Here is a 26,159-nt window from a genome sequence, read left to right as displayed (position 1 = left end):
CCTGTTACACGATATGAGTTCTCAGGGTTTGGACTGTGTGCCCACGGCAATAGAATTCACTGCTGAATCGTTACAGATAAACGAACCGTTTATCCGTTCAGGTATCGAAACATATATCAACAGTCATTATACCGTATATACATGGGCTTATTTGGATGCCGGGCTTCATTCTGAAAGTGTGAAAGGATATTCTAAACAATGCGCACTTGTGCAATGGATATACGATTTTTCGGAGCGGATTGCGACTAGCGAACCAGATGCGAAGCGTTGTGAAGTGCTTATGCGAAGTTTCAGGATGAACCTTCTGACAGCGATAAGCAGTATAGAACTGGAAGTGAAGATACCTCGTTCGGAAACCCGCTTCAATAAATGGTTTGATGATGTATTAAGACAACTGAGATCGGGATACAAACCTGAAGATATAATTCAGATCAAGCGAAAAAGCAACAGTAACGCCGGAAAGATAACCCGTGAACAAAAGCTAATTGCCGCTAAATTCTACAAAGAAGGCATGAATATGAGCGTCGCCAATGTTTACAAGAAATGGCTACACATGGGTGAACGAAACGGATGGTGGCGTGACGAACACGGAAACTTCAACCCTCCAACAGAAGGACGCCTGTATCAGATATTGAAACCGCTTAAGAATCCTCTGAAATTAGCCAAAACAGACGCAATAACACATCGTGCTGAAGCTATTCCAAGCATATCCCGTGAACTTCCTGAAATGAAAAACCATGTATGGGTAATTGACGGAACGGCTCACAATGAAAATGTTGAGAATAAAGGAACTGTCAGACAGCATGTATATACAATCAAGGTTGCGGATGTGGCTACGCTTCGCTTACTGGGTGCATCGTCGCTGATCGGGGTGAAAGAGCCTTTCTACGCCGTAAAAGATGCCATCTTATCAGCTATCATGGAAACCGGATACAAACCCGCTATCATTCAGTGCGACCGTGGTCCGGCGTGGACGGAGCTGCAAACATGGTGCGAAGACAACGGCATTAAATTGTACCCCTCCATCACAGGTAATGCCCGTGCGAAAACCATTGAGAGTTTGTTCAACATGTTCGACAATGATATTACACGCTTCCTGAAAGGTTATAGCGGTCAGAACCGTACGGCGTTGGGCTTGAACTCCAAACCATCTGACAAACGTGAAACTGAAGGCAAGAAGAACGCTCGCAGTTCGTCCATTGCAATGGAATGGATAAAAAACGAAGGAATGAAACTTTGGAACGAGCGGATCATTGAGACATTAGAAGGCAAACCGTGTAAAAAGACTCCTTATGAACTATGGGACGAGAAAACAAGCTATGTGCCTCAATTAAACTATGTTCAGCTATGCGAAATGTGCGGAACAATGCACGAAGTAAAGCTAACTATCAACGGTTTGGACTTGCAGCACAAGACACAACCATACACGTATTTCCCACCGATCGACACAAGCGAACAACGTGCCATTGCAGATAGGATATTCACCAATATACCCCTTCAGGCGGAGACTGCTAATAGATTGAAGATTTATATACTAAACGGCGGTGATCCCGCCCCGGTATTCGACCACGACGGGCGTTATCTGGGAATATGGACAAAGAAAAAGCGTACGGCTTACATAGCCGAAACTAAGGACGAAAAAGACCTTCTGGGTAACTATACAGCCCTTCAATACCGAGTGGGTCGTACTGCGAAAGAAATCAATGAAGAAATAGACCACTTCATTAGTACGCATCCTGACAGTGAATACATTGAAAACCTTGTTAATGAGCCGCTAACAGGTAAACGCCGTAAATATGAGGGTTTTACTGATGCTGCAAAGAGATATACAGGTCGCTACGATAAAAGTGCATTGCTTCAGGAGGAAATGGACGCCAAAGCAGGCGACATCCCGGTGTTGGAAGAAAAGAAGTACAAAGAATATGTTGATCCGGACACAGGGGAAATATTCAAAATAGAGACAAATTAAACTTAAACAACTATAACTATGGCAGAAATTAAAATTACCGACAAACAAGCAAATTTAAGAGACAAACTTAAAATGCTGATGGAAAAGAAAAGCCTGAAAGCTTCTGAAATCGCACGTATGACTGGACGCTCAGAAGGAACTATTTCTGATTTATTAAACGATAAAAAATTATTTACTCCTAAGCTTTTAAACGTTACTTATGACAGCCTGAAGGATTACCTTGGAGAAGATGATCTGGTAACTACACGCCAATTAAACAAGATTTGGAATATTGCCAAATCAGGGAAACAAGCCAGTGATATGCGCTTGGTTGTCGGTAATACCGGGATGGGTAAGAGCGTTGTATTTCGGAAATTCGCAGAAGAAAACGAGTGCTGTTGGTATATCAAGATCGACCGCAAAGAAATGACTTGGAACCGCTTCCTGTTTCGTTTGGCTACTGAAATGGGTATCAAGTTGGATAAAAACCGAAAGCGTTTTTCTACGTCCTACCTACTTGACAAGATCATCCTTGTGATTGAAGAAAAAGCAGACCAGAACCCACAAGTCGTGATTGATGAAAGCGAAGTTGCGAAGAACTCATTCTACAAAGAATTTAAGAATCTGCAAACCGCTACTGAAGGCTTACTGAGTATCGTTATTGTCGGGATCACCGATGTGATGAAAAAGATCGGGAAAATATCCGGACTTGAATGCCGTACATACTCCACACCTAGCGGAAACGTTTACCGTTGGTATCCAACTAAAGAGGATAGCAATCAGTATACTACGTTTGCACGCCGGATAAAGGTGTTCCGTGTAGACAACCTGAGTACGGAGGATATTACATTATTCTGCAATGCTAAAGGCATCACAAACAATAAAGTTATTGCATTGGCATGTAGCCGTTGGTGGTCTTACGAAGATGCCGACAAAGCCATTAAAAGGGCTGAAAGAATGGGTATCAACCTATCGCAAATAACACCCGAAGAATTTGAATTGCTATGATGCACATCACAGAAGATAGAGCCAGACAGCTACATGAAGAATCTATGCGCCGTATGCATTGGCGTCTATGGTTTGCCTTCAGGGACAGTAAATATACATTTTTCAGGGCAAACAACAGGTATGGCGTGAACTTCAAAAAGGTGACTGAATATTGCCTGAAACATTGGGGCAAAGAGATTAAAGACATGACAGAAGCCGAACTCTCTCAGAGGATATCAATAGTAAGTAAGTGGAAAGATAATTATTAAACAAAAAAGCGTATGCCTAAGAAGATCATTGATCCTCGTGTCAGGCAGGGCAAACTAAACCGGAACGATGACATTCGCAAATACTTCGCAAAATACTACAACGCCGGATACCGGTACGAAGTGATTGAAGAAAAGATCATCCTGAAATGGGGAGTCAGTGCTAACACGATCTATCAGATTATCAAAGGCTACGGGAACTATAAAGAGCATGCACCGCCACAAGCAAAACAGCTAAATCTATTTGAAAATGACGAATACTTGTAACTCGTAACTAAAAAAACATATGGCAAAAAGAGAAATTTTCAGTATTAAAGCAATCAGGGAGAAGAAATTCCAGACCTTAGAATTAAGCGAGGAATATGCTTCGCTGATGGGAAAGCCGGAAAAGAAATTTATCAGTATCAATTACGGTGAAAGCGGATCGGGAAAATCCGTTTTCACCTTGAAATTTGCAAATTACTTCGCAAAAAATTTCGGAAAGGTTTTGTACAATTCTCACGAAGAAAAAGTAAACCAAACTATTCAAGATCGTGTCAATAACTTCAATATTGACGCCTCCAAACTTTATATTGCGAACGGTTTACCTTTCGACCGGATGTGTCATTACATCGAAAAAAACTATTACAGGCTTGTCATTATCGACTCTGTGAAGTACATGAACTTCACCATCGACCAGTTGAAAGAACTTCGTGAACGTTTTGCGAAGCGTCAATTGTCGGTGATGATGGTCGATTTCGGATCATCCAAAGGGAGTCCCGCCAGTGGTAAAGACCTGATCCACGCATCGGACGTGAAAATGTACTTCAAGGATGGCAGGGTTCATACTATTAGCAGATACTTGGATAAACCAACAGAACGCCAATTATTTGTACCGCAAACAGCTAATAAACAACAATTAGAACTATTTAGATAATGAAAATTATAGGTAAAGAAAATGTTATTATTCCCGTTATTTTGGAAGAATCACCCAACGGAGATTGTGATGGATGTGCTTTTTATGATTTAACCTTCGATTGTTCTAGAATTTCAAATATAGATTGTTCAGCAAGATCAAGAGAAGACGGAAAAAATGTTATTTATAGATTTGATAAACAAGAAACAGAGGAGGAAAATGCCCTATGAATGCCAGAGATCAAAGTAAATTATGTGTTGCAGGTTGGGTTATTTACAGGAAAGAAGATTCCGTTAAACCGATCATAAAATTCAAATCGAAAAGTAATCCGGATAGTTGGAAAAAGTTTGAAGAATACCCATCTAAAGCACAAAGAGATCGTTCCTTGAATATGCTTTTGAAAGCTAAAAACGCAGTTGAAGATTAAAATTCAGTATCATGCAAACATGTACACTCAAAGCCGAAATAGTCGCCCGTTGGTGCGATCTGAACGAAATAGGCATCAATTGCCTGTTAAAAGGTGATTTGGTGCATGTAGAGAGCCATAATACGAAAGACGCTTTCATTATTGACAGCAACCTTAATCGTATAGTTATTCCAAGACAATTTATTAAAATATTATGATTATGAGCCAAATAAAAGAAATAGTAGAAATTAAAGTTCCGGACAATGGATATTCTTTTTCACAGAAAGAAATACTAACAACCAAGTCATATCCGTGCCCTGTTTGTCATGGTATGGGAGGTAAGAGGTATAACGAACATGATCCGGAATATTATACTGTTGGAAAGTTCGTTCTTTGTCCCAAGTGTTTAGGGTCGTGCCGTGTCCGGGCAAAAGTTACAGTTGAATGGGAAGCAGATATGCCGAAAGTAGAAGCAAACGTATCACTACAAAAACGAAAAGAATTGATGGAAATGTTAGAAGATTTAAATAGCCGTAAAAATACTATATCTTATGATGGGTTAATTGAGAGTGTAGATAGTGAGATAAAAAGGATATTGGAGCAATGAGCAAGATTGATAAATTGGATTTTGGGTATAACTGGAATAATAAGCTTCGCAACCGTTGTTTTACAACTTTGAGGCTTCGCAACGATGCAAAGTACTATAAAGGTGCACGATTCGAAGTATTATTGCAAGGTTATCCGAAAGGAAAAGCGAAAGTTGTTGATATAAAGCATATCCGACTCGATCATATCAATGAATGGATCGCACGGATCGATACCGGATATTCAGCCCGTGAGACTAAGGATGTTATAAAGAAAATGTATAAAAACAAACCTCAGATTGATTGGAATACCCAGCAACTATCTTACCTACTTTTAGCGTGGGAAGATCAGGAAAAAATACCAGATTTGTTTGAGAATAATGTAATTAAAAAGTAGTCCACTAAAAATAATAACTTATGAAAGAAATAATTATCGTATTAATCATCGTGTTAGTAATATTGTCTATATCAATCTATTTACTATTAAGATTCGTGTTTGACTTATTAAAGACTGTGACGGATCAGTACAATACGATAGAGAAGATAACAAAAAAATATAATTGAAAAGTAGTCCACCCCCCCAAAAACCGAGTTAGATTTAACTCGGTTTTTTTATGGTTTTATAATCTTGTCCAGTTCGTCAGTGAGCATATTAATTTCTTTTTCGTCCAATTCAGCCGAATCCCCAATAAACTGGCGTTTCTTCATTGTGAAAGGAGTCTTTCCGAATATATACGCCTGACCTCCTTCGTTGTGAATCTGAGCGTAGGGCTTATCATTTACAATAACCACTTCACCGGGCGAACGTACTTCGTAATCAGTAGCATCAGCCAGTTCATTGGTGTTTTTCAGGATAGGATCAGTTGCACGTGTTGGTGAATACCGATTTTTGTTAGTTGGTTCAAAGCCATACCACGGACTAGCCGAATCACGACGAACGACATCATCCCACGGATGCAAACCGTTGTCTACAAAACCTTCTTTTTCAAAGTTTTCTTTAAAATGGTTCACTGCTATATCCCCTGCCAGATACGGAAACGTATTATCTATAAAATCCCTGATCTCGGCAGCATTCTGTTGCAATAGCTTAATGAATTGTTCGTCAGTCATAATTTTTACGTAAAAGTTTTATAATTAGCAGAAAAAGCGTATATTTGTATCGGTAGTTGGTCGCAGTAGCGAACTCCTGCCACCTCAAAAGCCTTGTGAGTTATCGCAAGGTTTTTGACTTTCTACCGAATTGATCACCCAGAATGTAGTTCCTGTCATACTTTCGCACGTATCCATCTTTTACAACCCATACCTCTTGGATATTCTTTTTTAACTTTATCCGACCACGGATAGCTCGGTTTATAATCTGGTCGTCCATAGAACCCTTAATATTAATCAATACAAAATCTGCTTGATCTCCGGCATATTTTAACTCCTTGCTAACAGCATTGTAGGTATTCTTTTCCAGTGTTTTAAACTCAAATATCCGTCCGCCGATCATGGCATCGGGGTTCTTATTGGGTTTCACGCCATCAGGTATAAATAGTTTGCGAAGTTCGCTTTGGTTAGCAGGAATATCCGGCAACAGGCGCACTTTGTGCCCTGTATTAGCTAATAATTCACCAATAGTTCTATTTGTTATTGTCCGATCAGCCAAAGCATGAATATCTAAATATCCGTTGTCTTTTCCTATACCATCCTGACGTGTATAACCTATATTTTCGGTTAGGTTCTTAGAGAGCCAATCTTCAACCTGATGCTTGCTAATATTTGCCCCTGTTACGTATGGATGTTTATCAATAGCGATTGGTTCGGCTGTTTTGCCCGGATTATTACGGAATGTTTCAGGGATATCGTTGTCGTTGCCTTCAGGTGCTGTTGTAACTGCTTCACGTGTTTGCCTGATCCAACACTCGCAACCCCAATCAATGGGAGGCGTATGTGTATCCCACCACGGGTGATCCATCGGCAAAATAGTACCGACCCATTCCAAATGTGTTTCCCGTTTATTTTTCGCCCGGCTTTTCATAAATTCAAGGTTGGGAAATATATGTTTCCTTTCCTCGAATTTTTTCCAGTTAGCAGCCATACGAGCCGAACGAACCGTCATTTCGTGCTCAGTCTTCAACCATCGGCGGTTATAATCTCCGACAATAGGTTTTGCCAGTTTTTCAAATTCGTGAAACGATCTAAGGTCGCCTTTTTCGTCAATAGTAAGTTTTATCAGTTCGTCGGCTTCCTTGTGCGATTTGAACGCCGCAAAAACAGAAGTGTTGTATTTGAACTGGTTTATAAAATCCTCATTCCGTTTACCGAATTCAACACCCATCGCCGAAAAAGTCCTGTCAATGGCATTCTGTAAAGGACGGTTATTCAGTTCGAACAATGTCGGATCAATCTCACCCACACCGCCCCGTTTTTTATAGATGTTATTCAGGGCTTTGTTCAACAACCTATTGAACTTATCATCGGGAATAGAGTCGCTAGCATCCAATTTGTATGTGTGCAAGCCATGATTTACACAACATCCCGAATGATAATAGAGTTTATTTATCTGTTTGTGGATCGGATCAGCCCCCGGCGTTTGGGGGCTTAATCGAAAAAACTCAACGACTCGCTATCAGTATTCCCGTCTTCAGGCATTTCTTCAATCTCGACATCGTAAGTGTCTTCAATATATTTTTTTGTCAGTCTCACGCCCGAACGCAGCAATTCACCATCGATTTTAATTTTGTCCTTTGGCTTTATTACAGTCTTTTCCCGTGCTTCAATATAATAACCTTCTGGAATATCATATCCTAAAGCACGCATCACAGGAAGGAAGTCGTCGGATGCCCAATCCTGAACCTCCATAATATCGGCGTCCGTTATTTCCTGATATGTTTGTTGATGTACCTCAGCCTGAGATTGCGAACTGCCATCATCCATAGTCATTGTTTGCCCGACCACGCCTTTCGATATCTCTTTGTTTATCATGCTAATTTTTTGCATGAATACATTGAACGAATCGGATTTTTGATTTTCCTTTACTTCAATGTCAACCTGTTTGTCGAAAATCGCATAACTGGCAGTTCCCATCGTTTCTAACCAACTTTGAAGCTCATTCTTATGCTTCTCCGTGTTTATCATTGTTCGGGCAATACGGATAGGCACGCCAAATATTTGCTCAAACTCATCCCATGAAGCCCACGAATGGCGTTTGTATATCGTCATGGGAGTAATCCGCTCCAAAATGCCAACAGCATCAGGACGCAATTGTATGTATATTAGAAAGTTCGGGAACTGTGTATAATCAATTGATTCTCCTTGAATGTTATGAGCCTCTTTCAGCAGCAAACCATATTCCGGAATAATGTTTTCACGGGGAATGTCTTTTATTTTACGAATATCCCCGGACGAAAAATCGTCTATAAAACACATACTGTAGCCATAGAAGATACTTTCCATCGCCCGGCGAACCATCTGCCTGAACCATCGTGTTTGTATGTATTTTGAACGCTTCAGGTCTACCTGATCGTTAGCATCCTTTAGTACGAATTCTTTGTTAACAACTCTCAGAATACGATTTTCAATAGCCCCCTGTAAATGGTTATCCAACATCGCATCCTTGTATAGTTGCTGTATTGGCATAGTTATCGGACGGAACGGATCATACCGGGCAATTCGAGCCTGTTGCCAATCAGTTACTTCTTTTCGGTACAATGATTCGTACAAATGGAAATAATCTATTTCGTACTTGTTGGTGCTGTGATGTTGCGTGTTCAACGGCGGACGTTTCCCGAACCGCTTACCTTTGCCCTGATCCGGTGCGCTCAAAGCATTTTTCTTTACTAAAGTTTTTTTATTTGTATTGGGTATATATCTTCTAGTCTTCATGCTCAGTCTTAATATATTGATCCGTATTTTGTTCCACTGCCAAAGCGGGTATCACCTGTTGTTCCGGTACTACTATCATCATCACCCGAATCCTCCGGCTTTGGCGGCAATGTTCCGTCTCCCAGTTCCCCGGTGTTTATTTTCTCCAACCAGTCCATTGCTTCAGCGTAACGGCGTGCTGCAACGGCATTCGGTTCACGGGTATGGCGTTCATATATCTCATAAATCACGATGTCTTTCAGCCGTTTCACGATTGATTTTTTACGCTCATTACCTTCTGCTGAGAATATTGATTCAACATCGTAATACCTACTCAGATAGCTTTTCATTTTGTCTATGCTTTCGTCAATAATGTCAACTACAATAGAATCATCTAAGTCCGTTATCTTATTGACTATTGCAATGTCTGCAACCGTTTTCAATTCTTCTTTTGTCAGAAATGCCATAAAAATTAAATTAAGGATGAAAAATGAAGAATGAAAAATACTTGTAACTCGTAACTCGTCTACTTGTAACCGTATTAATATCCTCCTCTTTGTTTTTTTACAATTATTGGCGTGTTGCCGCTAGTTTCACTATCATCGGCATCGTCATTCAAATAGTCCTGAGCTTTCAATATCGCATCAGTCAGGGCGTCGGGAAAATCGACCGGATATTTCCCGCCTTTCTCAAAATTGAGCATTTGCGCTTTCGCCTCTTCCCAGTCAGGGTTTTGCAACAAATCTTCGCTAAAGTCCAATATCCCGGTAATCAGTACGCTTACAAGTGTTGTGTCGATCTTCGTGTATTTGTCCGACGTGCTTTTCTGAGCCATCGGGATACACCACGATTTATGCTTTATCGCAGCACGGTACAATACTGGTTCGTAGATCGCTTCCTGTGAAACACTGCCATCGTAGAAAAACATCACCGAGCCGTTCGTCTTCACAATTTTTTTAGCCTGAGTATAGTGATATTCAAGTGCCGTGTCAATGTCTGCTGTTTGACGGCAAAAAATATCAAGGCATGTCATGTGCATACCGTTAACACCCAATACCGCCATAGCTTTGTAACAGGCTGCATCTGAATAAGCAAAGTCCCAGTTACCGACAATCACCATATATTTATCGAATGTTTTCGGCTTCACCATCCGGATCATGTGTTTCTTGATCCGCTTACCTACATTGATCGGCGTGTTGTAGAACTCGCCGCTTAAAGTTTCCTTATCGTGTTCGTATTGCTCTTTTTTGCGCAAACAATCTTCGTGTGTATATCTTTCTGCCCACGATGGATTCCATTCGTCCGTATTTTTGTCGTTTATCTGGTCGTAATGCTTATCAGTCAGGTTGACAAGGTATAGCGAAGAAAATTTCTCTTTCCGGATCAGATTTTGTTTTGTATCTATCTGGCGAAGATCAATACCTTTCTTATTGGCTAATGTTTCAATGAAGCCTTTTTCGACGAAATAATTATTGTTGATGATAGAACGTTCCGAACGCTTCGAAAACGCCCCCTGTATATCCCCGGTTACCTTACTCACATATTCATCAACTAACCTTTTGTTCATCGACCGTTTACGATCTTCGATGTCATCAATAGAGACATATTCCAAGCGCACACCATTTAGTCGCAAACCCCTGAACGGCTGATCTATCCCCAACGCCATAAATGTGCAACGGTCGGTTGTTTCAAATTGCCCGTCCGCCCAACTACCATAGCTTTTTTGTACACCAAAATCTTTAATGATCCGGTTGTTGGCTTCGAATTGCACCTGAAGGTCTTGCAATAACATCGCAGCACGCACCTCGTTTTGTCCGACTGTCAGAAAGAATTTTGCTATATCCGATTGCTTTAGGGCAAATGGATATCCCATATTGCCGTGCGTGGATTTTGCACCGCCCCTGAATATGATATTAAACAATGAGATGTATGATTCGTAATACAAATCCTTATAGATAGCCTTGTGATACCAAGCACAATCGCTGTCTGCCATTGGCACGGGCGTTCCTTTGCCGAAATAATAATTAAACATTTCGCCATAATTATCCGGTTCAAAAAGCCACTTGATACGGGTTTCTTGTTCTTCCGGCGTTTCTTCCTTTATAGTCTCTATGGTGGATTTGTTAATGAAATGGGTTCGCTCCCTGAAACGCTCAAGTAAATCTTTATATTCACTTTTTGTCATTACTTTGTATAATACAAGGCATGTTTTTTGAGTTCCGTTGCTGTGAAACTTAATCCGAAAATGCCCCTGCGTTTCATTTGCTTAAAGCCTTTTTTACTGATTATTCTTACCTCACCCTGCCATTTGACAACAAAATGTTGATCTTCTGTTTCCCGTGCTAGCTTGTCCGCTTTGCGTTTCAGCCTCCATACGTGGAATATCTCTTTCAGTCTATTCCATTTCGATTGTTTTGTTTCATTCATTGCCTAAAACTTCATTAGTTAATTTGGTTAATACTTTTTCCATCAAACCCCGGATATATTTTAGTACATCCAGTATATCTTCTTTTTGTTTCCGGCTTTCAGCCTTCTGTATGTCCGTCATCAATTCTTCGCAAAGCATTTCGTATGCTTCGTACATGTAGGTTAGCACTTGTTTTTTCGAAGAAAATTTCTCGAAAGCAGTTGCATATTTGGCGGCTGCATCGGGCGTTACTTTCGGTTTCTTTCCGTCCAACATGTCCGCATAACTTTCAAGTATTGAATTCCTTATTTCTGATAAGGCAATCAACTGGCTTCGCTTGCTTTTCTCAAAATCGAAGTCTTTTGCCCATCGCTCAATAGTGACAGGCTTCACATCGCCCATAATATCCGCTATTGTCTCAAAGTCGAATCCCTTACAATAGAGTTGTTTTGCATGCTCAATTTTCCGTTCTCGTTCTGCCTTTGTCCACTGTGCCATTTGCTCTCATTTATAGATCATATTGATTTCAAAATTCGTATATAAATGGCGTGCACCCAACTCCGTTTTTAATCATTAATAGCTGATTATTAATGATTAATAGAATTTTATTAATCATTAAAATCCGATTTGAATAAGCGTTTTTTGTCGTTTTACTTTGTCAAAAAATCGAGTGCAAAATGGCTGAAAACAAAAGAGAACTTCCAGAAGTATTAGAAATTGATTTTACGATTACAGATGAGTCTGTGAACCGTTACGGTTGGCGTTTACTGGTAGCGGGTATTGATTTGACAGGCTTTGTATTAAACCCTGTATGCTGCGTGCAGCATGTCACTCACATGATTCCGGTTGGTAAGTGGAAAAAACTGCGTGTGGAAGGTCAGGAACTTAAAGGAACTGTTGAGTTTGACAGGAATGACGAAGATGCTGTGAAGTTGTATTGGAAGTATAAAGACGGCTATATGAATGCTGTGAGCCTTCACGTATTACCGCTTGAAGAAAGCGACGAACAAGATATGTTGTTGCCCGGACAAAAATATTCTACACTCGTGAAAAGTGAAATGTTAGAGATCAGCCTTGTAACTGTTCCGGGGCAAAAAAACGCCGTAAAACTATCCACACCAGAAGGTAAAGAGTATAAACTTAATCTTTTAACTAAAAATTTAGAAATGTCAAAAGAAGAAAAAACAGTTGAGCAATTGCGACAGGAACTGGACGCTCAGCGACAATTATCAGCCGACACGTTGGTCGATATCCATAAGAACCGAGGCGTTGTGGCTGATGGAGAAGTACCAACATTGAAAAAACTGGCGTTGAACAATTACGCTGATGTAAAATCAATGCTTGAAGCCCGTCCTGATCCGGACAAATCGGAGAATAGTGCCGAGACTTTAGCTGATGCCCTTGTGAAACTTCATTTCGACCGGGGCGCAATCTCCAATCAGGAAAAAGCAGTGTATAAACTTTCGGCTCTGACAGATTATGAAGGAGTAAAAAAATTACTTGAAAGTAAAGCCGGAAAAAACGATGTGCAAACATTCGTACAAGGATTGAGTAACGGACAAAATAACAATTCTGCAAACGGGAACGATGCCCGTGCCGGATGGACGTACTACGATTATTACAAAAATGATCCTCAGGCGTTATCGGCAATGGAGAAAGACGAACCGGAAAAGTACCAGAAACTTGCAGCCGATTTTTCGGCAACTGCAAACCCCGACGGAACAATCGGGTAATAAACAAAACAAAATCGCTTACGAAGCCTGCGAACGGCTTTACGAAGCAAATAAAAAGTATTAATAGTAATTCAAAAATTGAATATGAAACCAAAATTTAAAATTTTATCAATCTTGACATTCCTTGTTGTTTGTGTTATCGTGATACTGGGTAGTCCGGTAGCGGCGGCGGGTATGGCATTGGCAGCACCACCAGTTGTGTTGGATACTCAGAAAATCACATTCCTGACGTCGTTAAAAGAGGAATATGAAGCTATTGACACTTGGCTTAATGAAGTACAAGATTTAAGCGCATTTGTTGAAGACGGTCAAACACTGGTATTCCCAGAAGGTGGTGAAGCTCCGGCGGTATATAAAAACCGGACAACTGATATTGACAGCGTTGAACCGGAAGAAGATACAAACAAGGTATCACTGGATGTCTATGATAGTCAGAACTATAAGCTACGTAGTATTTATATGTATGGACTTCCTTTTCCTAAACTTCAGTATTACACAAAAAAATCATCCGACTCTATTGTTAAGCAAGAAATAGCTGATGCTGCCTATGCTTTTTCGCCGGATAGAGAGACAAGAAAATGTATTGTCATTCCAACAACCGGATCGACACGAGGTATTTATAAGATGATGCAGCTTGATGATGTTGTAACATTGGCTCGTGCTTGTGATAACGCTCAGTTTCCTTCTGATGGTAGAAATCTGGTATTGCCTGCTGATATGTGGTGGGATTTGGTCAACAACAACAGCATATTGAAAGGTCAACTGGAACGTATGCCCCTAAACGGAATTATTGTTCCGTTGGTTGTGGAATATTACGGTTTCAAAATACATAAGTCGGTACAAGACCTCAATATTGGTTATGACTTGATAAGTAAAGCAAAAGCCCCTCAAGATACTATAATCACCGGGGATATTGTTCCCGCAGGATTCTTGTTTATATCGGAAATGACATTCAAGGCAGGCGGATCGTTCGATATGTTCATGAAGAATAAAGCTCAAAATCCGGAAGGTCGTGCTGATGTGTTTGGTTTCCAACACCGATTCAAAGCCGATCACCAGATGAAAGGACAACGTTATTCGGCTCTGATCTATCAAGACAAAGCATAAGTTTAATTTTCTCTCCATATGTTCATTCCGGGGCGTGCCATAGCGTCCCGGGATTCTTAAAGAAAGCATGAAAAGAAGCAAAATATACAAACCATTACGGGATCAGGCAATAAAAGGAATGCCCTACCTGAAGTTTCGGGATTTGCAGAAAAAACAGATGCATAATCCACGGCAAAATTATCCTATTCCGTTGCCTGCATTGTTCATCGAAATTAGCGATATACGTTTTAGCGATTTGTTGGAGCATCACCAAAAGGGAGAAGCAACAATAGGCATTTACCTGTATATGGATATTGTGACGGATAGCTTTGACGGTGCTGAATTGGAGAACGAAACGATAGAACTGTTGGATCACATGGATGATGTATTTCAGACTTTCGAAGGTTTTTGTGTTCCGGGAATGACTCCTTTGGTTCGTCAGACCGAATATAAGCCCCAATACGGCGAAAGGTATATCATATTCCGTGTCGATTTTTCAACGACAATAGACAGTCACAAGATGATGAGTAATCAAACGGTATCTAAACCCGATCCGGATATAAACTCAAAATATAAATTCTGATGAAAACAAGTAATAGCGGTGTCGATTTTATTCGTAGCCACGAGGGTTTAGTTCTGACGGCTTACAAGTGTCCGGCAGGCGTATGGACAATCGGTTACGGGCACACTAAAGGGGTGAAACAAGGAGACAGAATCACGGAAAAAGAAGCAATAGAATACTTGAAAGAAGATTTGGAAGATTCGGAAAAAGCCGTGAGCTCACAAAATTTGAAATTGAACCAGAATCAATTTGACGCACTGGTGTCATTCACCTTCAATGTCGGATCAGGGAATTTTAAAAGTTCAACGCTTCTGAAGAAAGCAAAAGCAAATCCGAATGATCCTACGATCCGGAACGAGTTTGCCAAATGGAATAAAGCAAAAGTCAAGGGTGTGCTAACAGCATTGCCCGGACTAACACGCAGGCGCAAAGAGGAAGCAGACTTGTACTTTAAATGAAAAAAAAGAATTACTCGTAACCTGTTTACTTGTAACTCGTAACTGAATGAAAATGGAAACAAATTTTATAGAGGTCGTACAGAGTGTTATTCTCCCAATCGTAACCATTGTGTTAGGCTATTTCGGATGGCGTGCCAATGCTGATAAGAACAAATTGCAAGCCGAATTGAAAAGCCTTGAACACAGCAATGTTTCAAAAGAAATTGAGAATCAGAACTCATGGTTAGACCTCTATAAAAAATTGCATAACGATCAGGCTGAGCGCATGGCTCAGATGGAAGGTGAGATACAAAAACTAAAGAATACGATTAAAAATTTTGAATATGCCTTTAAAAAAGCACATAGTTGTCGCTTCTATGATGTTTGTCCTGTCCGCAGCGAGTTGCAGAAGTTCGAAAATAATAACGGAAAAAGAACACGCAGAAAGCCATCGACAAACAGACCGAGAGATTCAACTGATAGAGAAAACAGCGAAGGTGACAACATTGCCCCAATCGACAACGAGAATGACTCTGAGTCTTGATGATATTGCAGCCTTACCCATAGGAGCAATATACCAGTCGAATGAGGGAAATGCAACCGGGACATTGAAGAAAAATAATAATAATGAAATTGAATTCACTGCCAATTGTGACAGCCTTTGGTTTGTCATCGAAAAATTGAACAAAGAGGTGCATCGCTATCAGTCCGATAGCACGGCATTTAAAACCACATTGAACGAACATACAATAACCGAAGTGAATAAATTGTCCGGTTGGCAGTGGTTTCAAATATATGGTTTCCGGGTGTGTATAGTCATAGCAGCTATAATAATCATTTATAAACGAATTAAAAAATATTGGGTAAAACGGTTCTCGTAACTCGTAACTTGTTTACTCGTAACTCATAAATAAATGGCAAAAACTAAAACAGAGGTTGTTCAGGAAGCAATAGTACCTGAAGCCAAACCACAGATAACAGAAAATCCGGTAGAAGATATTTTGGAAGAAAAAGCATCTGAAGTAGAAAAAAGTGTATTAGAAACAGACAAAATCGAAACGGAAAATAAAGAAAGCGTACTGAAAACATTACTATCCGATTCGCAACCTGAAGAAAACGATCCCAATCACCTGACACACGATCAGGCTCGTGAAGAAATTACGGAGTTTAACCAGTTGATGAGAGACGGTAAAATTCCACAGGACAGCAAAGATAGTATTGATGTGGCTTTGGAGAAAGCAAAGTCTGTTGATACGGAGTTGTATGCACCAGAATACGATGACGACGAGTTCGATCTTGATCCGGATCATGAAGATACTGCATTGGAAATGATGGAAAAAAACGACCTGAAAGAAATCTGGCGGTGTCCTGAAACAGGATATTGGTTTTCAAAAGCACAATACGCTGAAGAAAATGCTCAAAAACAGGGTGTGAAACCTGAACACTATACACGTATCATAAAAAAATAATAGAGAATGGCATTACCTAATGTTTATATAGAACTTATCCGCAACGGTTTGGGGTTGGTTGTCGAAACCAATGACAACACTTGCGGGATTATTGTTCCGGGTACGGCTGTCAATGGTAAATTAGAGTTGAACAAACCCTACGATATTTATAGCACTGACGGAGCAAAAGCGATAGGCATTGATCCTGATGGCGTGAATAGTGCTGCTTACAGGCATATATCAGAATTTTATTCCGTTGCCGGAACAGGCAAAAAACTTTGGGTACTTGCAGCTCAGGCAACATCTAAACTTTCTGATCTGGTGAACCCGGATGCCGGTGTATGTCCGGCTAAAGTATTGCTGAACGAGGCGAAAGGTGAAATTGTAGCGTTGGGGCTTACTGCTAAAGCCGATTCAGGTACAACACTGGATGGCTTGGATAACGAAGTTTACAAGGCTATGACATCGGTTCAGGTATTGGCGAATGAATATCAGAAAAAGATTATGCCTTTCGTTGCCCTGATCGAGGGACGGAAATTTACAGGGAATGCAAGTCAATTGCGAAGTCTTTACGAAGAAGACAGATACAGGTGTTCGGTTCCATTATTTTCAACCAGCACGGACGGATCGGCTTCTGTTGGCTTGATGCTCGGACAAATTGCAGCTTTGCCCGTTCAGCGTAAAATATCCCGTGTAAAAAACGGTGCATTGCCTATTGATGTGGCTTACCTGAGCGATGGCAAAGCAGTGAAAGGGCGGGAAGATCTGGACACGATCCATGACAAGCGTTTTGTTATTTTACGCCAGTTCCCGAACAAATCCGGGTATTTCTTTAATGGCGACTTCACAGCCACTTCGCAAACAGACGACCTGAATACTATCGCCCGGATTCGCACCATTGATAAAGCTACTAAAATAGCCTATAACACGTATGTGGATGAATTGGACGATGATGTTGAAACCAACTCGGACGGAACTATTCATCGGGCTGTTGCTGCTGATTTGAAAGAGAAGATAGAAAAACAGGTGAACAATGCAATGAGCGGCGAGATATCCAAGTTCACGGCAACGGTTGACACTTCTATCGACATCTTATCCGGAAACGATCAGGTTATTTATCTGGACATCACACCAAAAGGTTATTTAACCAATATTCGTGTGGTTTTGGGATTCAAGAATGAGTAATATTTTCATTCTTCATTTTTAATTTTTCATTCAAAAAAAAAATTATGGCATATAGTTGGTCAGAATACAGGTGCTTCATGGGTGGTCGGTTCGTTACCGGGATTCGTGGATTCAAGTACAAAGCATCACGGGTAACAGAACCCATCTACGCTGAAGGTGACGAGGTGGTAGACGTTGGTGTCGGCAACCGTGAATACAGTGCCGAAATGACAGCACTTCAAGCCGAAATAGAGGCGATCATATCAGCCGGGGGCGGTGATCCGTTCAAAATTCCACCATTTACTATCGTACATTCTTTCATTCCTGAAAATGGCGTTGGAAAAATCGTAACTGATGTAATGGAAGATTGCCGCTTCACGGAAATTGAAAAAGCAATGGAACAAGGCGCAACATTCATGGAGGTGACAACACCCATCTTCGTTAAGAAAATTAAGTATAACACCACATCACCGTACTAAATTATGAGTAAAGAAATCAAATTGATCGGAGAAGTCGATCAGGAACAAATACAGAAATGGAAGGGAACTTCCAACCAGACCATTCACGGTATCATCGTCGACGGGCATATCTGTTATGTAAAAAAACCGGATCGCAAAACAGTTAGTTATGCCCTTTCGCAGATGTCTTATTCCATGTCGATGGATAAGGACGAAACGGACAAAAGCAAGATGGAGATGTCTATGAACATGGGTAAAATGATGAAGCAAGGCGAAGCCGTTATTACTCAGTGTTGGTTGGGCGGTTCGGAAGAAATCCGCAACAATGTGGATTTATACACCGCTGCTTGCATGAAAGCAGGCGAACTGATAGAGATAAAGGAGGCTGAAATAAAAAACTTCTAAGCGAGGCGTCAGACAACGTAAAAATAAATTGGGTTGGAATCTTAACCACTCAATTGGAATATTATTTAGGTTACGATGTCTCGCACTTGACAGATCAGGAATGGTCTGATAAAGTTGCTCAATTGAATTATGTCCGGGATTTGGAAGCTAAAGAACAAAACAAAGGTAAAAGGTAAGTAATGGCGAGTATTGTTGAATATATGTTAAGGGCTAGGGATATGTTATCTCCCATTTTTGAGCGTGCCAGCCGGGCGGCTCAAAATACAACCCGCAACATCAACAATCTCAATAATATGCAGCGTGGTAATCAGCGTTCTATCGAACGTCTATCCAATGCCATGAATTATTTGCAACAACGCCGTGACAGGGCTTTTGATCCGGCGGTGATTGGTCGCTATAATACCCAGATCAGAAGGCTTCAGGAAGAAATGCAACGCCTGAACAATTTACCTCCAAGAAGTTTTATCGACCGGATTCGTGAAGGTGAAACCGCAGCCGGGTCACTACAAAATAAATTTGCCGGATTGATTGCCACCGTAGGATTATTCAAAGGGGCTAAAAGTGCTTTGAAATGGGCGGCTGAACTGGAACAATCGAGCGTTGCATTTGAAGTGTTATTGGGCAATGCTCAGCAAGCAAAGATTATGCTAGACAGTATTAGAAATTATTCAATAGCGAACCCTATTTATGATAATGCCGGATTGATTGAAAGTGCCAAATTGATGCTTGGTTTTGGAACGTCAGCAGAAAAAATATTGCCGAATATAAAAATGTTTGGTGATATTGCAATGGGTGACGCGCAGAAGTTAAATTCTCTCGCGTTGGTTTATACACAAATAGCAGATTTGAGAAAATTGCAAACGCAAGATTGGAAACAAATGGCTGGTGCTGGATTTAACGTCCTTTATGAGTTGGAAAAGATGACAGGCAAAAGCATGGATGTCTTAAAATCTGAAATGGAAAAGGGTAAAATCTCAATTGAAATGGTAGATGCAGCCCTTAAACATGCAACAAGTGAAGGTGGTCGATTTTTTGGCATGGCAGAACGAATGGGTAAAACTACAGCCGGACAATTCAATGCTTTAACCGGATCATTGAAACAGACCGCAACAGAGTTGGGTACTCGGTTATTGCCTTATGCGAACCAATTAATTCAGTTTCTTATTCCGTTGGTCGACTGGATCGGGCGCAACATTGACATGATCATGCAATTAACCGGGGTTGTTTTAGGAGCCGTAGCGGCTTATAAAATTATTATCGGGGTAATTAAATTGTGGACAATTGCACAAGCCATACTTAATAGAACAATGATGCTTAATCCGATTGGTGTGGTGATAACAGTTATAGCAGCATTGGCAGCCGGGATTATATATTGTTATAATCAATTCGCAACATTCAGAGGTATTGTTTATGGCGTATGGGATAGTTTCAAGCTATTTATTAAGTTCATCAAAGACAGTGTAATGAGTGTGGTTAATGGTTTGGTTGAAACATTTGCCGGACTTGGAAAGGTTATTCAATCTGTTTTTTCTGCTGATTGGGACGGTGTAGTAGAAGGGGCAAAGCAAGCATCGAAAGGGTATACAGATGCTACAACCGGAATGTTCCGTTCGGCGTATGAAAATGGTTCAAAACTAAGTGAAACATTCTCGCAGGGCTATGCAAATGGCGTTGCGGCTCATAAGGCAAAAAACGCACCTCAATTCGGGCAGGGTCTTACTCCATTTAATATTCCAATGCCGGGGACAGGAACGGTTAACGGTCTAGGTGGAGGTTCGTTCAGTCCTGATGCAACAGCAAAGGGTATAGCCGGATCAGGAAGTAAACCAACCAATATAACCATCAATTTGCAGAAAGAATTGATAGGATCGCTAACGATTCAAGCATTAACAGCATCTGAAGGTATTGAGAATATGGAAGAATTAGTAAAACAGGCATTGTCACGGATATTGAATAGTGGTAACCGTATAGCATTTGAGTGATGGCAGAAAAATATCAGTTTAACGAACACGATCTGGGTGACATATTCCGTCAGGTTTGGGGCTATGCAGCCCCGCCATTCCTGTTTTCGCTTCAGAATAAGGTAGAAGATGCTTTGTTTGGCAAAAATGAAGAATCGGGCGAATACGAGTTTGACAAACCTATGGTTGAACGGGAACGGAATATACAAAGCGTTTCTTTCTATGCCGAAAACAATAACTGTAACCGGATGTTTTTGCCTATCTGGTTGATAAAGCCGGATAACAGCAAATTTTTGCTACAAAATACGGTATCGACCATGTATAGCAAAAAAACAATTGTGGAAACGCCACTGGTGAACCGGAAAGGTACAGTGAAAGAAGAAATGGCGGTTGAAGACTGGATTATAGACATTAAAGGTCTGATTGTTTCCACTGATATGGATTATCCGGATTGGGAAGTTTTTCAGCTAAACGAGTTGTACGAACAAAGCACATCGCTAGGTATAGAGAATGCCCGGACATCGCTTATTCTAAAAGAAGACGAACGGGTTGTCATTAAATCATTGCGGTTTCCAGAGATCAAAGGAATGAAGAATATACAGGCATTTGAAATGAGTCTGGTAAGCGATATTCCTTTTTCCTTAACAATAGAATAGATTATGTACGTCAAAGCCAATGCTTATATTCAGATAATCAGGAAGGATGGAAAGAAAATCTCTTTCAATTCTTTCAATTCTATTGTCATTGAGCGGGATATGGATAAAATCAATTCGTCATGCAAAATAAAGATACCGACATCCGCCCGTCTTGAATATAAAGCAACGGATAGAGCTGAAAGCGTTCAGACATCGCAACAATTCGCACGGGGCGATAAGATAAAGGTTTTTCTGGGATACAACAGCGAATTGATTTCTGAGTTTGAAGGTTTCATTTACCGGATCAACTATAAATCCCCGCTAGAAATTGAATGCGAAGGATACGAATTTGTTTTGCGAAGTCCGTGCGAAGCAAAAACATGGTCAAGTACAACTCTGAAGGAAGTACTTAATTATTTGTGTAAAGGTTCTGAAATAACCCTGAGTGATAAAATTCCGGATATCAAGTTCACGAAGTTTATTATTAAAGCAAATACAACCCGGTTAGAAGCCTTACAGATGGTTAAAGAAAAATACGGTTTAACGATATTCTTCACAGATAAGATGTTGTATGCCGGGTTAGCTTATACCTTGGATTTGGGTACGGTAAAATATAAACTGGGTTGGAATACCATTAAAGATGATGAACTGAAGTATCGAAATGCCGATGATGTCAGGCTGAAAGTGAAGGCTGTGTGGATTAAACCGAACAACACGAAAGTAGAAGTTCAGGTGGGTGATCCGGAAGGAAGCCAGCGCACATTATTTTATTACAATGTCGGAAGCAAACAAGAACTGGAAAAACTGGCAAAACAAGATATCCAAAAATATAAGTATTCCGGATACGAAGGTAAAATAACCACGTTTTTGCAACCATTTGCAAAGCCGGGTATGAAAGCGGAACTATCCGATCCGAAATACTCGGAGCGTGCAGGATCATATTACATCACAAAAACAAAACTGGAAGCCGGACTGAAAGGTTACAGGCGTACGGTTGAATTTAGGATAAAATTATGACAGATACAGATATAATTGAATCAATTAGAAGACTGGGAGCGGGTGAAGATAAATGTTTTATCGCTACTGTCACAAACAACCGTCCTGATAAGGATTATGTAGATGTCACAGATATGTCCGGTACTCAATATCCAGAAGTGCGAAAAAGGGCGGCTTTGATTGAAGGCATTGAAAATTCAGGCATATTGATAACTCCTACAAATGAATCAACAGTTATCGTCAACCGGATCGGTGAATCTGATGAACTTTATATAGCGATGTATTCCGATGTAGAAAGTATTGTTTTTGATGGCGGTAAAAATGGCGGGTTAACCATTACACCGGAATTGAAAACTCAGCTGGACAAGCTAACCGCCCGTGTCGATGGCATTATATCAGCCATTAAAAACGGGAAACCGGGCGTCCAGGATGGAGGTACTGCTTTACAACAAACCATTGTCTCCGGATTGAATACGATTACCGATAAAGAGAATTTTTCGAACATAGAAAACGACAAAATCAAACATTGATGGCAAACAAAAGCATTGGCATATTATTGGGTGATGATGGCGACTTGAATATTCAGGTCGAAAGGGATTTTGAAGGTAAAATAATAAAGGGGTTACGTGTAGGAGATGTTACCGGGCAAAATCAGAAGACAATATTAATTTCTGAACCGGGCGATATTAAAGAAAACCCCGTACAAGGCGTCGGAGTTGCTTCTTATTTGGACGATGATGACGTTTCGGATTTATTTCGCAGTATTCGTATTAATCTTCGCAATGATGGACAAAACGTTCGCAGATGTGGATTTAATGAAAATGGTAAAATTATAATAGTTGGAGGTTATGATAGCTAAAATAAAAGATAATCAATCCCTCATCGACCTAGCCATACAAACTGGCGGTTCGATAGAGGCGGTGTTTGATCTGGCAATTAAGAACAACCTGAGCATTACCGAAAGTCTGGTCGTCGGCACTACCATTGCCACGGCGGCGGTTGTTGCCTCCCAGATCGTGAACTACTACGCTACCAGACGCCTCACCCCCGCAACGGATATTACCGACGGCGTTACGGGCGGTATCGGAGCAATGGGTATTGAAATAGACTTTGTTGTAAATTAACGTTATGGCACGCACAATCGCAGAGATAAAGAAAGAGATTACCGATAGGTTTATGAGTTTCGAATCCGTCAAACTGTTATACGGACTAGACGAAACCAAAACCTTTGAGCAACAATTTTCGACCGCCTCGATCGAAAGCGTATTGTTCTATTGCGTTGCCGCTTGCGTGTGGACGCTTGAGACGCTTTTCGATCTTCACAAAAACGAGGTAACCGATACGATCAGCAACTTGAAGCCGGGGCGTGCAAAATGGTACAGGAACAAAGTGCTAGCATTTCAAAAAGACTACCTTTTGCCCGAAGACAGCGACACTTACGCCGTGATAGACGAGGCGGCGCGGGTAGTGAAATATTGCGCCGTGGTTGAAGCGCAAGACAGTAGCAAGTTGCAGATTAAGATAGCGGGTGGCGACGCCCTGCGTGATAAACTGGACGATGCAACCGAAGTTCAAGTCAAAGCCTATATCAATTGGGTGAGATACGCAGGCGTGCGCATCGAATTGATCAACCAATCGCCCGATAAATTCAAGTGTGAGGTCGATATTCACTACAATGCCATGCTGATGGTTGACAACGTGCGCAATGCCGTGCGTGAGGCTATTGTCGGTTACATTGAGAATCTGTCATTCAATGGCGAATATTCGAATATGGCTCTCACAGATGCCTTACAAGCTATCGACGGCGTGGTTATACCTGAATTGAAAGCGGCGTATTCGAAACCCGTACATGCCGATTACGATTTTTCTCTGATCAACACAAAGCGTGTTCCTGATGCCGGATATTTTCGGGCATACAACGATACGGATATCACAATAAACATGATTCCTTATGAATTATTACAAGATTGATTATCGTCGGTTTGTCAGGCTTCTTTTGCCGCCGTTGTTGCGTAGACCGTTGGTTCTGGCTTTTCTCGACGCAGCAATCGCCCCAATAGCAAGCCTATACCGCTCATTCATGGAGTTGCGAGAAGATAGTGCCTACAAATTGAGAATAAACGGTCAGGTATGCCATTTGATAGCAATGTTGAATGACAATTTTGACTTCATCGAACGCCGTATATACATCACCGACGCCGAAATTGACGAATGGAATCAATTTATATGGAAAGAAAAAACAGACAGACCCGTTATGCTCGGCAATTATATGTTGCAATCGGAGCGATTTATCGGAGCGGATGGTATAGACTTCGTGGTACATATTCCTGCATCGTTGAATCTGAACGACGACGAGCGGGCGCGTATGAAGTCGTTATTGCGATATTATAAGTTAGCGAGCAAAAGGTATGCGCTACGCTTTAGTTACGAGTAGACGAGTTACAAGTTACAAGTATTAAGAATTATGAATAGTATAAATTTCACAGGACAAGACCAATTCCCGTTATCTATCGAAACGATGTCATTTTTACAGGCGATGATAATGCAAAGTGCGAATCTGGCTCAGTTGGGCGGCGATACTTACATACTTTCGGGGTGTGAAACGGTGGGCTCGTCGGTATCAGCCGGATATGTGGTTATCAATGGCGAGGTGTTGCCATTCGAGGGCGGCACACGAAACTCAACCGTGTATATCAATGAGGTACGGCGTGATGTGACGGCGTCAGGCTATCAATTTCCACAAGCATATATTTCACGTTCGGTGTCATTCGGACTAGGTAATCAGCAATACAACTGGACTGACTTTAAACGGGTGGAAACTAACGCTGCATTGAAATCGGCTATCGACAACTTGCAGACGCAAGTCAACGCGCTGAAAGGATTGCCATCGGGCATCATTACCATGTGGTCAGGTTCGGTCGATGCCATTCCGGATGGGTGGGCGTTGTGCAACGGATTGAATGGCACGCCCAACTTGCAAGGGCGATTCATTGCAGGGTATAGCACCACGGATGCCGATTACAACGTCATTGGCAAATCGGGCGGTAGCAAGACAATCATATTGACAGAAGATCAGCTACCTGAACATCAATTCATTGTTCCGTGGGGCGAGTCAAAGAAAGCGCATACACCGCCGTGGGGGTGGGCTGAGGGTTACAGTGATGACAGGCAGCGAGGAAGCGGGTCGTCTGACAGCGACAACTCGTGGATGCTGACCAATCCCATCGGTAAGGGTAAGGCAATAGATATTCGCCCGTCTTACTACGTATTAGCTTATATAATGAAACTATAATATAAATGAAGAACTAAAAATTAAGAATGAAAAATTGCGCAAAGCGACGAACAACATTCTTAATTCATCATTCATCATTCTTAATTTTTTTTCTTGTTATGACTGCAAAAGATGTATTAAAATATTGGTTCAGAAAGGGTGCATACCCTACGGAAGAACAATTCTCGGCGTGGTTGGACTCGTATTTTCACAAGTCTGAAACTATACCCATTGATAACGTGGAGGATGTTAAACGCTACCTGAATGAGAAAGCATCGGCTAGCGTGGTGGATGATCTGTTAAAGGATATGGTTACGGTTGACAATCACATGTCTAACAAGTTGGTACATGCAACCTATGTAAGATATGCAGACATTGACAATCTGACTGGCGTTGAAAGTAAAGGAGCGTATAACGTAGAGGGCGATTATCACATGTTTGTTATGGTCGGACTTTATTTGGAAGAAAACAACGGCGAGGGCGGCACATTCAGATTGTATACTATTCAGGTCATGTTAGATAATGATGGTATACGTCGTCGGGAAAACAAGGCAGGCGTGTGGTCTGCATGGAGTTATTTCGCCACGCCTAGTGGTATGGATATCCAGATGGCATCACCTGCCAATAATGGACTTATGAGTTCGCAACATTATAAAATATTACA

37 protein-coding genes and 1 pseudogene are annotated in these 26,159 nt (G+C 41.1%); 31 read left to right on the top strand and 7 right to left on the bottom strand.

What is annotated here, in order from left to right; genetic code table 11:
* The 10 genes from D0T56_RS12460 to D0T56_RS12415 form a co-directional block, all read left to right on the top strand.
* Positions 1-1,969: transposase family protein (locus D0T56_RS12460; protein ID WP_163320489.1), on the top strand; the 1,969-nt coding region annotated here is incomplete at its 5' end.
* An 18-nt stretch (positions 1,970-1,987) separates the two neighbouring features.
* Positions 1,988-2,956, top strand: a complete 969-nt coding sequence (locus D0T56_RS12455; protein ID WP_163320488.1) for an AAA family ATPase — start codon at positions 1,988-1,990, stop codon at positions 2,954-2,956.
* Positions 2,953-3,204, top strand: a complete 252-nt coding sequence (locus D0T56_RS12450; protein ID WP_163320487.1) for a hypothetical protein — start codon at positions 2,953-2,955, stop codon at positions 3,202-3,204. Before D0T56_RS12455 ends, D0T56_RS12450 begins: the two co-directional genes overlap by 4 nt.
* Positions 3,205-3,216: 12 nt before the next feature.
* Positions 3,217-3,468: a hypothetical protein gene (locus D0T56_RS12445; RefSeq protein ID WP_163320486.1), complete on the top strand. Its 252-nt coding sequence runs from the start codon at positions 3,217-3,219 to the stop codon at positions 3,466-3,468.
* Positions 3,469-3,487: 19 nt separating this feature from the next.
* Entirely contained in the window at positions 3,488-4,117 is a 630-nt protein-coding gene (locus tag D0T56_RS12440; protein ID WP_163320485.1) for a hypothetical protein, read from the top strand.
* A complete protein-coding gene (locus D0T56_RS12435) occupies positions 4,117-4,326 on the top strand; it encodes a hypothetical protein (RefSeq protein ID WP_163320484.1) in 210 nt (69 codons plus the stop codon). Before D0T56_RS12440 ends, D0T56_RS12435 begins: the two co-directional genes overlap by 1 nt.
* Positions 4,323-4,523 (top strand): hypothetical protein, encoded by a 201-nt coding sequence (locus D0T56_RS12430; RefSeq protein ID WP_163320483.1) that lies wholly within the window; start codon positions 4,323-4,325, stop codon positions 4,521-4,523. The genes D0T56_RS12435 and D0T56_RS12430 overlap by 4 nt, the downstream gene beginning before the upstream one ends.
* A gap of 11 nt (positions 4,524-4,534) precedes the next feature.
* Positions 4,535-4,720, top strand: coding sequence for a hypothetical protein (locus D0T56_RS12425; protein WP_163320482.1), 186 nt, complete (start codon positions 4,535-4,537; stop codon positions 4,718-4,720).
* A gap of 2 nt (positions 4,721-4,722) precedes the next feature.
* Positions 4,723-5,109 (top strand): hypothetical protein, encoded by a 387-nt coding sequence (locus tag D0T56_RS12420; protein ID WP_163320481.1) that lies wholly within the window; start codon positions 4,723-4,725, stop codon positions 5,107-5,109.
* Positions 5,106-5,483 (top strand): hypothetical protein, encoded by a 378-nt coding sequence (locus tag D0T56_RS12415; protein WP_163320480.1) that lies wholly within the window; start codon positions 5,106-5,108, stop codon positions 5,481-5,483. The genes D0T56_RS12420 and D0T56_RS12415 overlap by 4 nt, the downstream gene beginning before the upstream one ends.
* A gap of 215 nt (positions 5,484-5,698) precedes the next feature.
* On the opposite strand, the gene D0T56_RS12410 is transcribed toward D0T56_RS12415, so the two are convergent.
* The 7 genes from D0T56_RS12410 to D0T56_RS12380 form a co-directional block, all read right to left on the bottom strand.
* Positions 5,699-6,196 carry a phage virion morphogenesis protein gene (locus D0T56_RS12410; RefSeq protein ID WP_163320479.1) on the bottom strand — a complete coding sequence of 166 codons (498 nt, stop codon included), beginning with the start codon at positions 6,194-6,196 and terminating at the stop codon, positions 5,699-5,701.
* 100 nt (positions 6,197-6,296) lie between these two features.
* Positions 6,297-7,586 carry a phage minor head protein gene (locus D0T56_RS12405; protein WP_163320478.1) on the bottom strand — a complete coding sequence of 430 codons (1,290 nt, stop codon included), beginning with the start codon at positions 7,584-7,586 and terminating at the stop codon, positions 6,297-6,299.
* A gap of 83 nt (positions 7,587-7,669) precedes the next feature.
* Entirely contained in the window at positions 7,670-8,953 is a 1,284-nt protein-coding gene (locus D0T56_RS12400; protein ID WP_163320477.1) for a DUF935 family protein, read from the bottom strand.
* Between the two features lie 8 nt (positions 8,954-8,961).
* Positions 8,962-9,399 carry a phage protein Gp36 family protein gene (locus D0T56_RS12395; protein WP_163320476.1) on the bottom strand — a complete coding sequence of 146 codons (438 nt, stop codon included), beginning with the start codon at positions 9,397-9,399 and terminating at the stop codon, positions 8,962-8,964.
* Between the two features lie 74 nt (positions 9,400-9,473).
* Positions 9,474-11,117, bottom strand: coding sequence for a hypothetical protein (locus D0T56_RS12390; protein WP_163320475.1), 1,644 nt, complete (start codon positions 11,115-11,117; stop codon positions 9,474-9,476).
* On the bottom strand, positions 11,117-11,359 hold the full coding sequence (locus tag D0T56_RS12385) for a hypothetical protein (RefSeq protein WP_163320474.1): 243 nt from the start codon (positions 11,357-11,359) through the stop codon (positions 11,117-11,119). The genes D0T56_RS12390 and D0T56_RS12385 overlap by 1 nt, the downstream gene beginning before the upstream one ends.
* Positions 11,352-11,837, bottom strand: a complete 486-nt coding sequence (locus D0T56_RS12380; RefSeq protein ID WP_163320473.1) for a hypothetical protein — start codon at positions 11,835-11,837, stop codon at positions 11,352-11,354. The genes D0T56_RS12385 and D0T56_RS12380 overlap by 8 nt, the downstream gene beginning before the upstream one ends.
* 179 nt (positions 11,838-12,016) lie before the next feature.
* Between D0T56_RS12380 and D0T56_RS12375 the strand changes: the two genes are divergently transcribed.
* The 21 genes and pseudogenes from D0T56_RS12375 to D0T56_RS12280 form a co-directional block, all read left to right on the top strand.
* Positions 12,017-13,072: an HK97 family phage prohead protease gene (locus D0T56_RS12375; RefSeq protein ID WP_163320472.1), complete on the top strand. Its 1,056-nt coding sequence runs from the start codon at positions 12,017-12,019 to the stop codon at positions 13,070-13,072.
* 84 nt (positions 13,073-13,156) lie between these two features.
* A complete protein-coding gene (locus D0T56_RS12370; RefSeq protein WP_163320471.1) occupies positions 13,157-14,179 on the top strand; it encodes a hypothetical protein in 1,023 nt (340 codons plus the stop codon).
* A 67-nt stretch (positions 14,180-14,246) separates the two neighbouring features.
* Positions 14,247-14,741: a hypothetical protein gene (locus tag D0T56_RS12365; RefSeq protein ID WP_163320470.1), complete on the top strand. Its 495-nt coding sequence runs from the start codon at positions 14,247-14,249 to the stop codon at positions 14,739-14,741.
* Positions 14,741-15,178, top strand: coding sequence for a lysozyme (locus D0T56_RS12360; protein WP_163320469.1), 438 nt, complete (start codon positions 14,741-14,743; stop codon positions 15,176-15,178). Before D0T56_RS12365 ends, D0T56_RS12360 begins: the two co-directional genes overlap by 1 nt.
* A gap of 52 nt (positions 15,179-15,230) precedes the next feature.
* Positions 15,231-15,701 carry a hypothetical protein gene (locus tag D0T56_RS12355; RefSeq protein WP_163320468.1) on the top strand — a complete coding sequence of 157 codons (471 nt, stop codon included), beginning with the start codon at positions 15,231-15,233 and terminating at the stop codon, positions 15,699-15,701.
* A complete protein-coding gene (locus D0T56_RS12350; RefSeq protein WP_163320467.1) occupies positions 15,685-16,038 on the top strand; it encodes a hypothetical protein in 354 nt (117 codons plus the stop codon). The genes D0T56_RS12355 and D0T56_RS12350 overlap by 17 nt, the downstream gene beginning before the upstream one ends.
* Before the next feature lie 33 nt (positions 16,039-16,071).
* Positions 16,072-16,626 carry a hypothetical protein gene (locus D0T56_RS12345; RefSeq protein ID WP_163320466.1) on the top strand — a complete coding sequence of 185 codons (555 nt, stop codon included), beginning with the start codon at positions 16,072-16,074 and terminating at the stop codon, positions 16,624-16,626.
* Between the two features lie 6 nt (positions 16,627-16,632).
* A complete protein-coding gene (locus D0T56_RS12340) occupies positions 16,633-17,790 on the top strand; it encodes a DUF2586 family protein (protein WP_163320465.1) in 1,158 nt (385 codons plus the stop codon).
* 44 nt (positions 17,791-17,834) lie between these two features.
* Complete coding sequence (locus D0T56_RS12335; RefSeq protein ID WP_163320464.1) at positions 17,835-18,248, top strand: hypothetical protein; 414 nt, start codon at positions 17,835-17,837, stop codon at positions 18,246-18,248.
* Between the two features lie 3 nt (positions 18,249-18,251).
* Positions 18,252-18,632 carry a hypothetical protein gene (locus D0T56_RS12330; protein WP_163320463.1) on the top strand — a complete coding sequence of 127 codons (381 nt, stop codon included), beginning with the start codon at positions 18,252-18,254 and terminating at the stop codon, positions 18,630-18,632.
* A gap of 53 nt (positions 18,633-18,685) precedes the next feature.
* Positions 18,686-18,808, top strand: coding sequence for a hypothetical protein (locus tag D0T56_RS16800; RefSeq protein WP_255491170.1), 123 nt, complete (start codon positions 18,686-18,688; stop codon positions 18,806-18,808).
* Positions 18,809-18,811: 3 nt separating this feature from the next.
* Complete coding sequence (locus D0T56_RS12325) at positions 18,812-20,614, top strand: tape measure protein (protein ID WP_163320462.1); 1,803 nt, start codon at positions 18,812-18,814, stop codon at positions 20,612-20,614.
* Complete coding sequence (locus D0T56_RS12320; protein ID WP_163320461.1) at positions 20,614-21,249, top strand: DUF6046 domain-containing protein; 636 nt, start codon at positions 20,614-20,616, stop codon at positions 21,247-21,249. The genes D0T56_RS12325 and D0T56_RS12320 overlap by 1 nt, the downstream gene beginning before the upstream one ends.
* Positions 21,250-21,252: 3 nt before the next feature.
* Positions 21,253-22,245: a hypothetical protein gene (locus D0T56_RS12315; RefSeq protein WP_163320460.1), complete on the top strand. Its 993-nt coding sequence runs from the start codon at positions 21,253-21,255 to the stop codon at positions 22,243-22,245.
* Positions 22,242-22,754 carry a hypothetical protein gene (locus tag D0T56_RS12310; protein ID WP_163320459.1) on the top strand — a complete coding sequence of 171 codons (513 nt, stop codon included), beginning with the start codon at positions 22,242-22,244 and terminating at the stop codon, positions 22,752-22,754. The genes D0T56_RS12315 and D0T56_RS12310 overlap by 4 nt, the downstream gene beginning before the upstream one ends.
* On the top strand, positions 22,754-23,083 hold the full coding sequence (locus D0T56_RS12305; protein WP_163320458.1) for a hypothetical protein: 330 nt from the start codon (positions 22,754-22,756) through the stop codon (positions 23,081-23,083). The genes D0T56_RS12310 and D0T56_RS12305 overlap by 1 nt, the downstream gene beginning before the upstream one ends.
* On the top strand, positions 23,064-23,348 hold the full coding sequence (locus tag D0T56_RS12300; protein ID WP_163320457.1) for a hypothetical protein: 285 nt from the start codon (positions 23,064-23,066) through the stop codon (positions 23,346-23,348). Before D0T56_RS12305 ends, D0T56_RS12300 begins: the two co-directional genes overlap by 20 nt.
* 4 nt (positions 23,349-23,352) lie before the next feature.
* A complete protein-coding gene (locus D0T56_RS12295; protein WP_163320456.1) occupies positions 23,353-24,195 on the top strand; it encodes a hypothetical protein in 843 nt (280 codons plus the stop codon).
* On the top strand, positions 24,176-24,658 hold the full coding sequence (locus tag D0T56_RS12290; RefSeq protein WP_163320455.1) for a hypothetical protein: 483 nt from the start codon (positions 24,176-24,178) through the stop codon (positions 24,656-24,658). Before D0T56_RS12295 ends, D0T56_RS12290 begins: the two co-directional genes overlap by 20 nt.
* Before the next feature lie 30 nt (positions 24,659-24,688).
* A complete protein-coding gene (locus D0T56_RS12285) occupies positions 24,689-25,516 on the top strand; it encodes a tail fiber protein (protein WP_163320454.1) in 828 nt (275 codons plus the stop codon).
* Between the two features lie 26 nt (positions 25,517-25,542).
* A pseudogene (locus tag D0T56_RS12280) lies at positions 25,543-26,159 on the top strand (hypothetical protein); the annotation flags it as partial.

This window comes from Dysgonomonas sp. 520 (assembly GCF_010501095.1).
Taxonomy (GTDB): domain Bacteria; phylum Bacteroidota; class Bacteroidia; order Bacteroidales; family Dysgonomonadaceae; genus QVMP01.
Note: the sequence above shows the minus strand (reverse complement) of the source record. Positions and strands in the feature narration are given on the sequence as shown.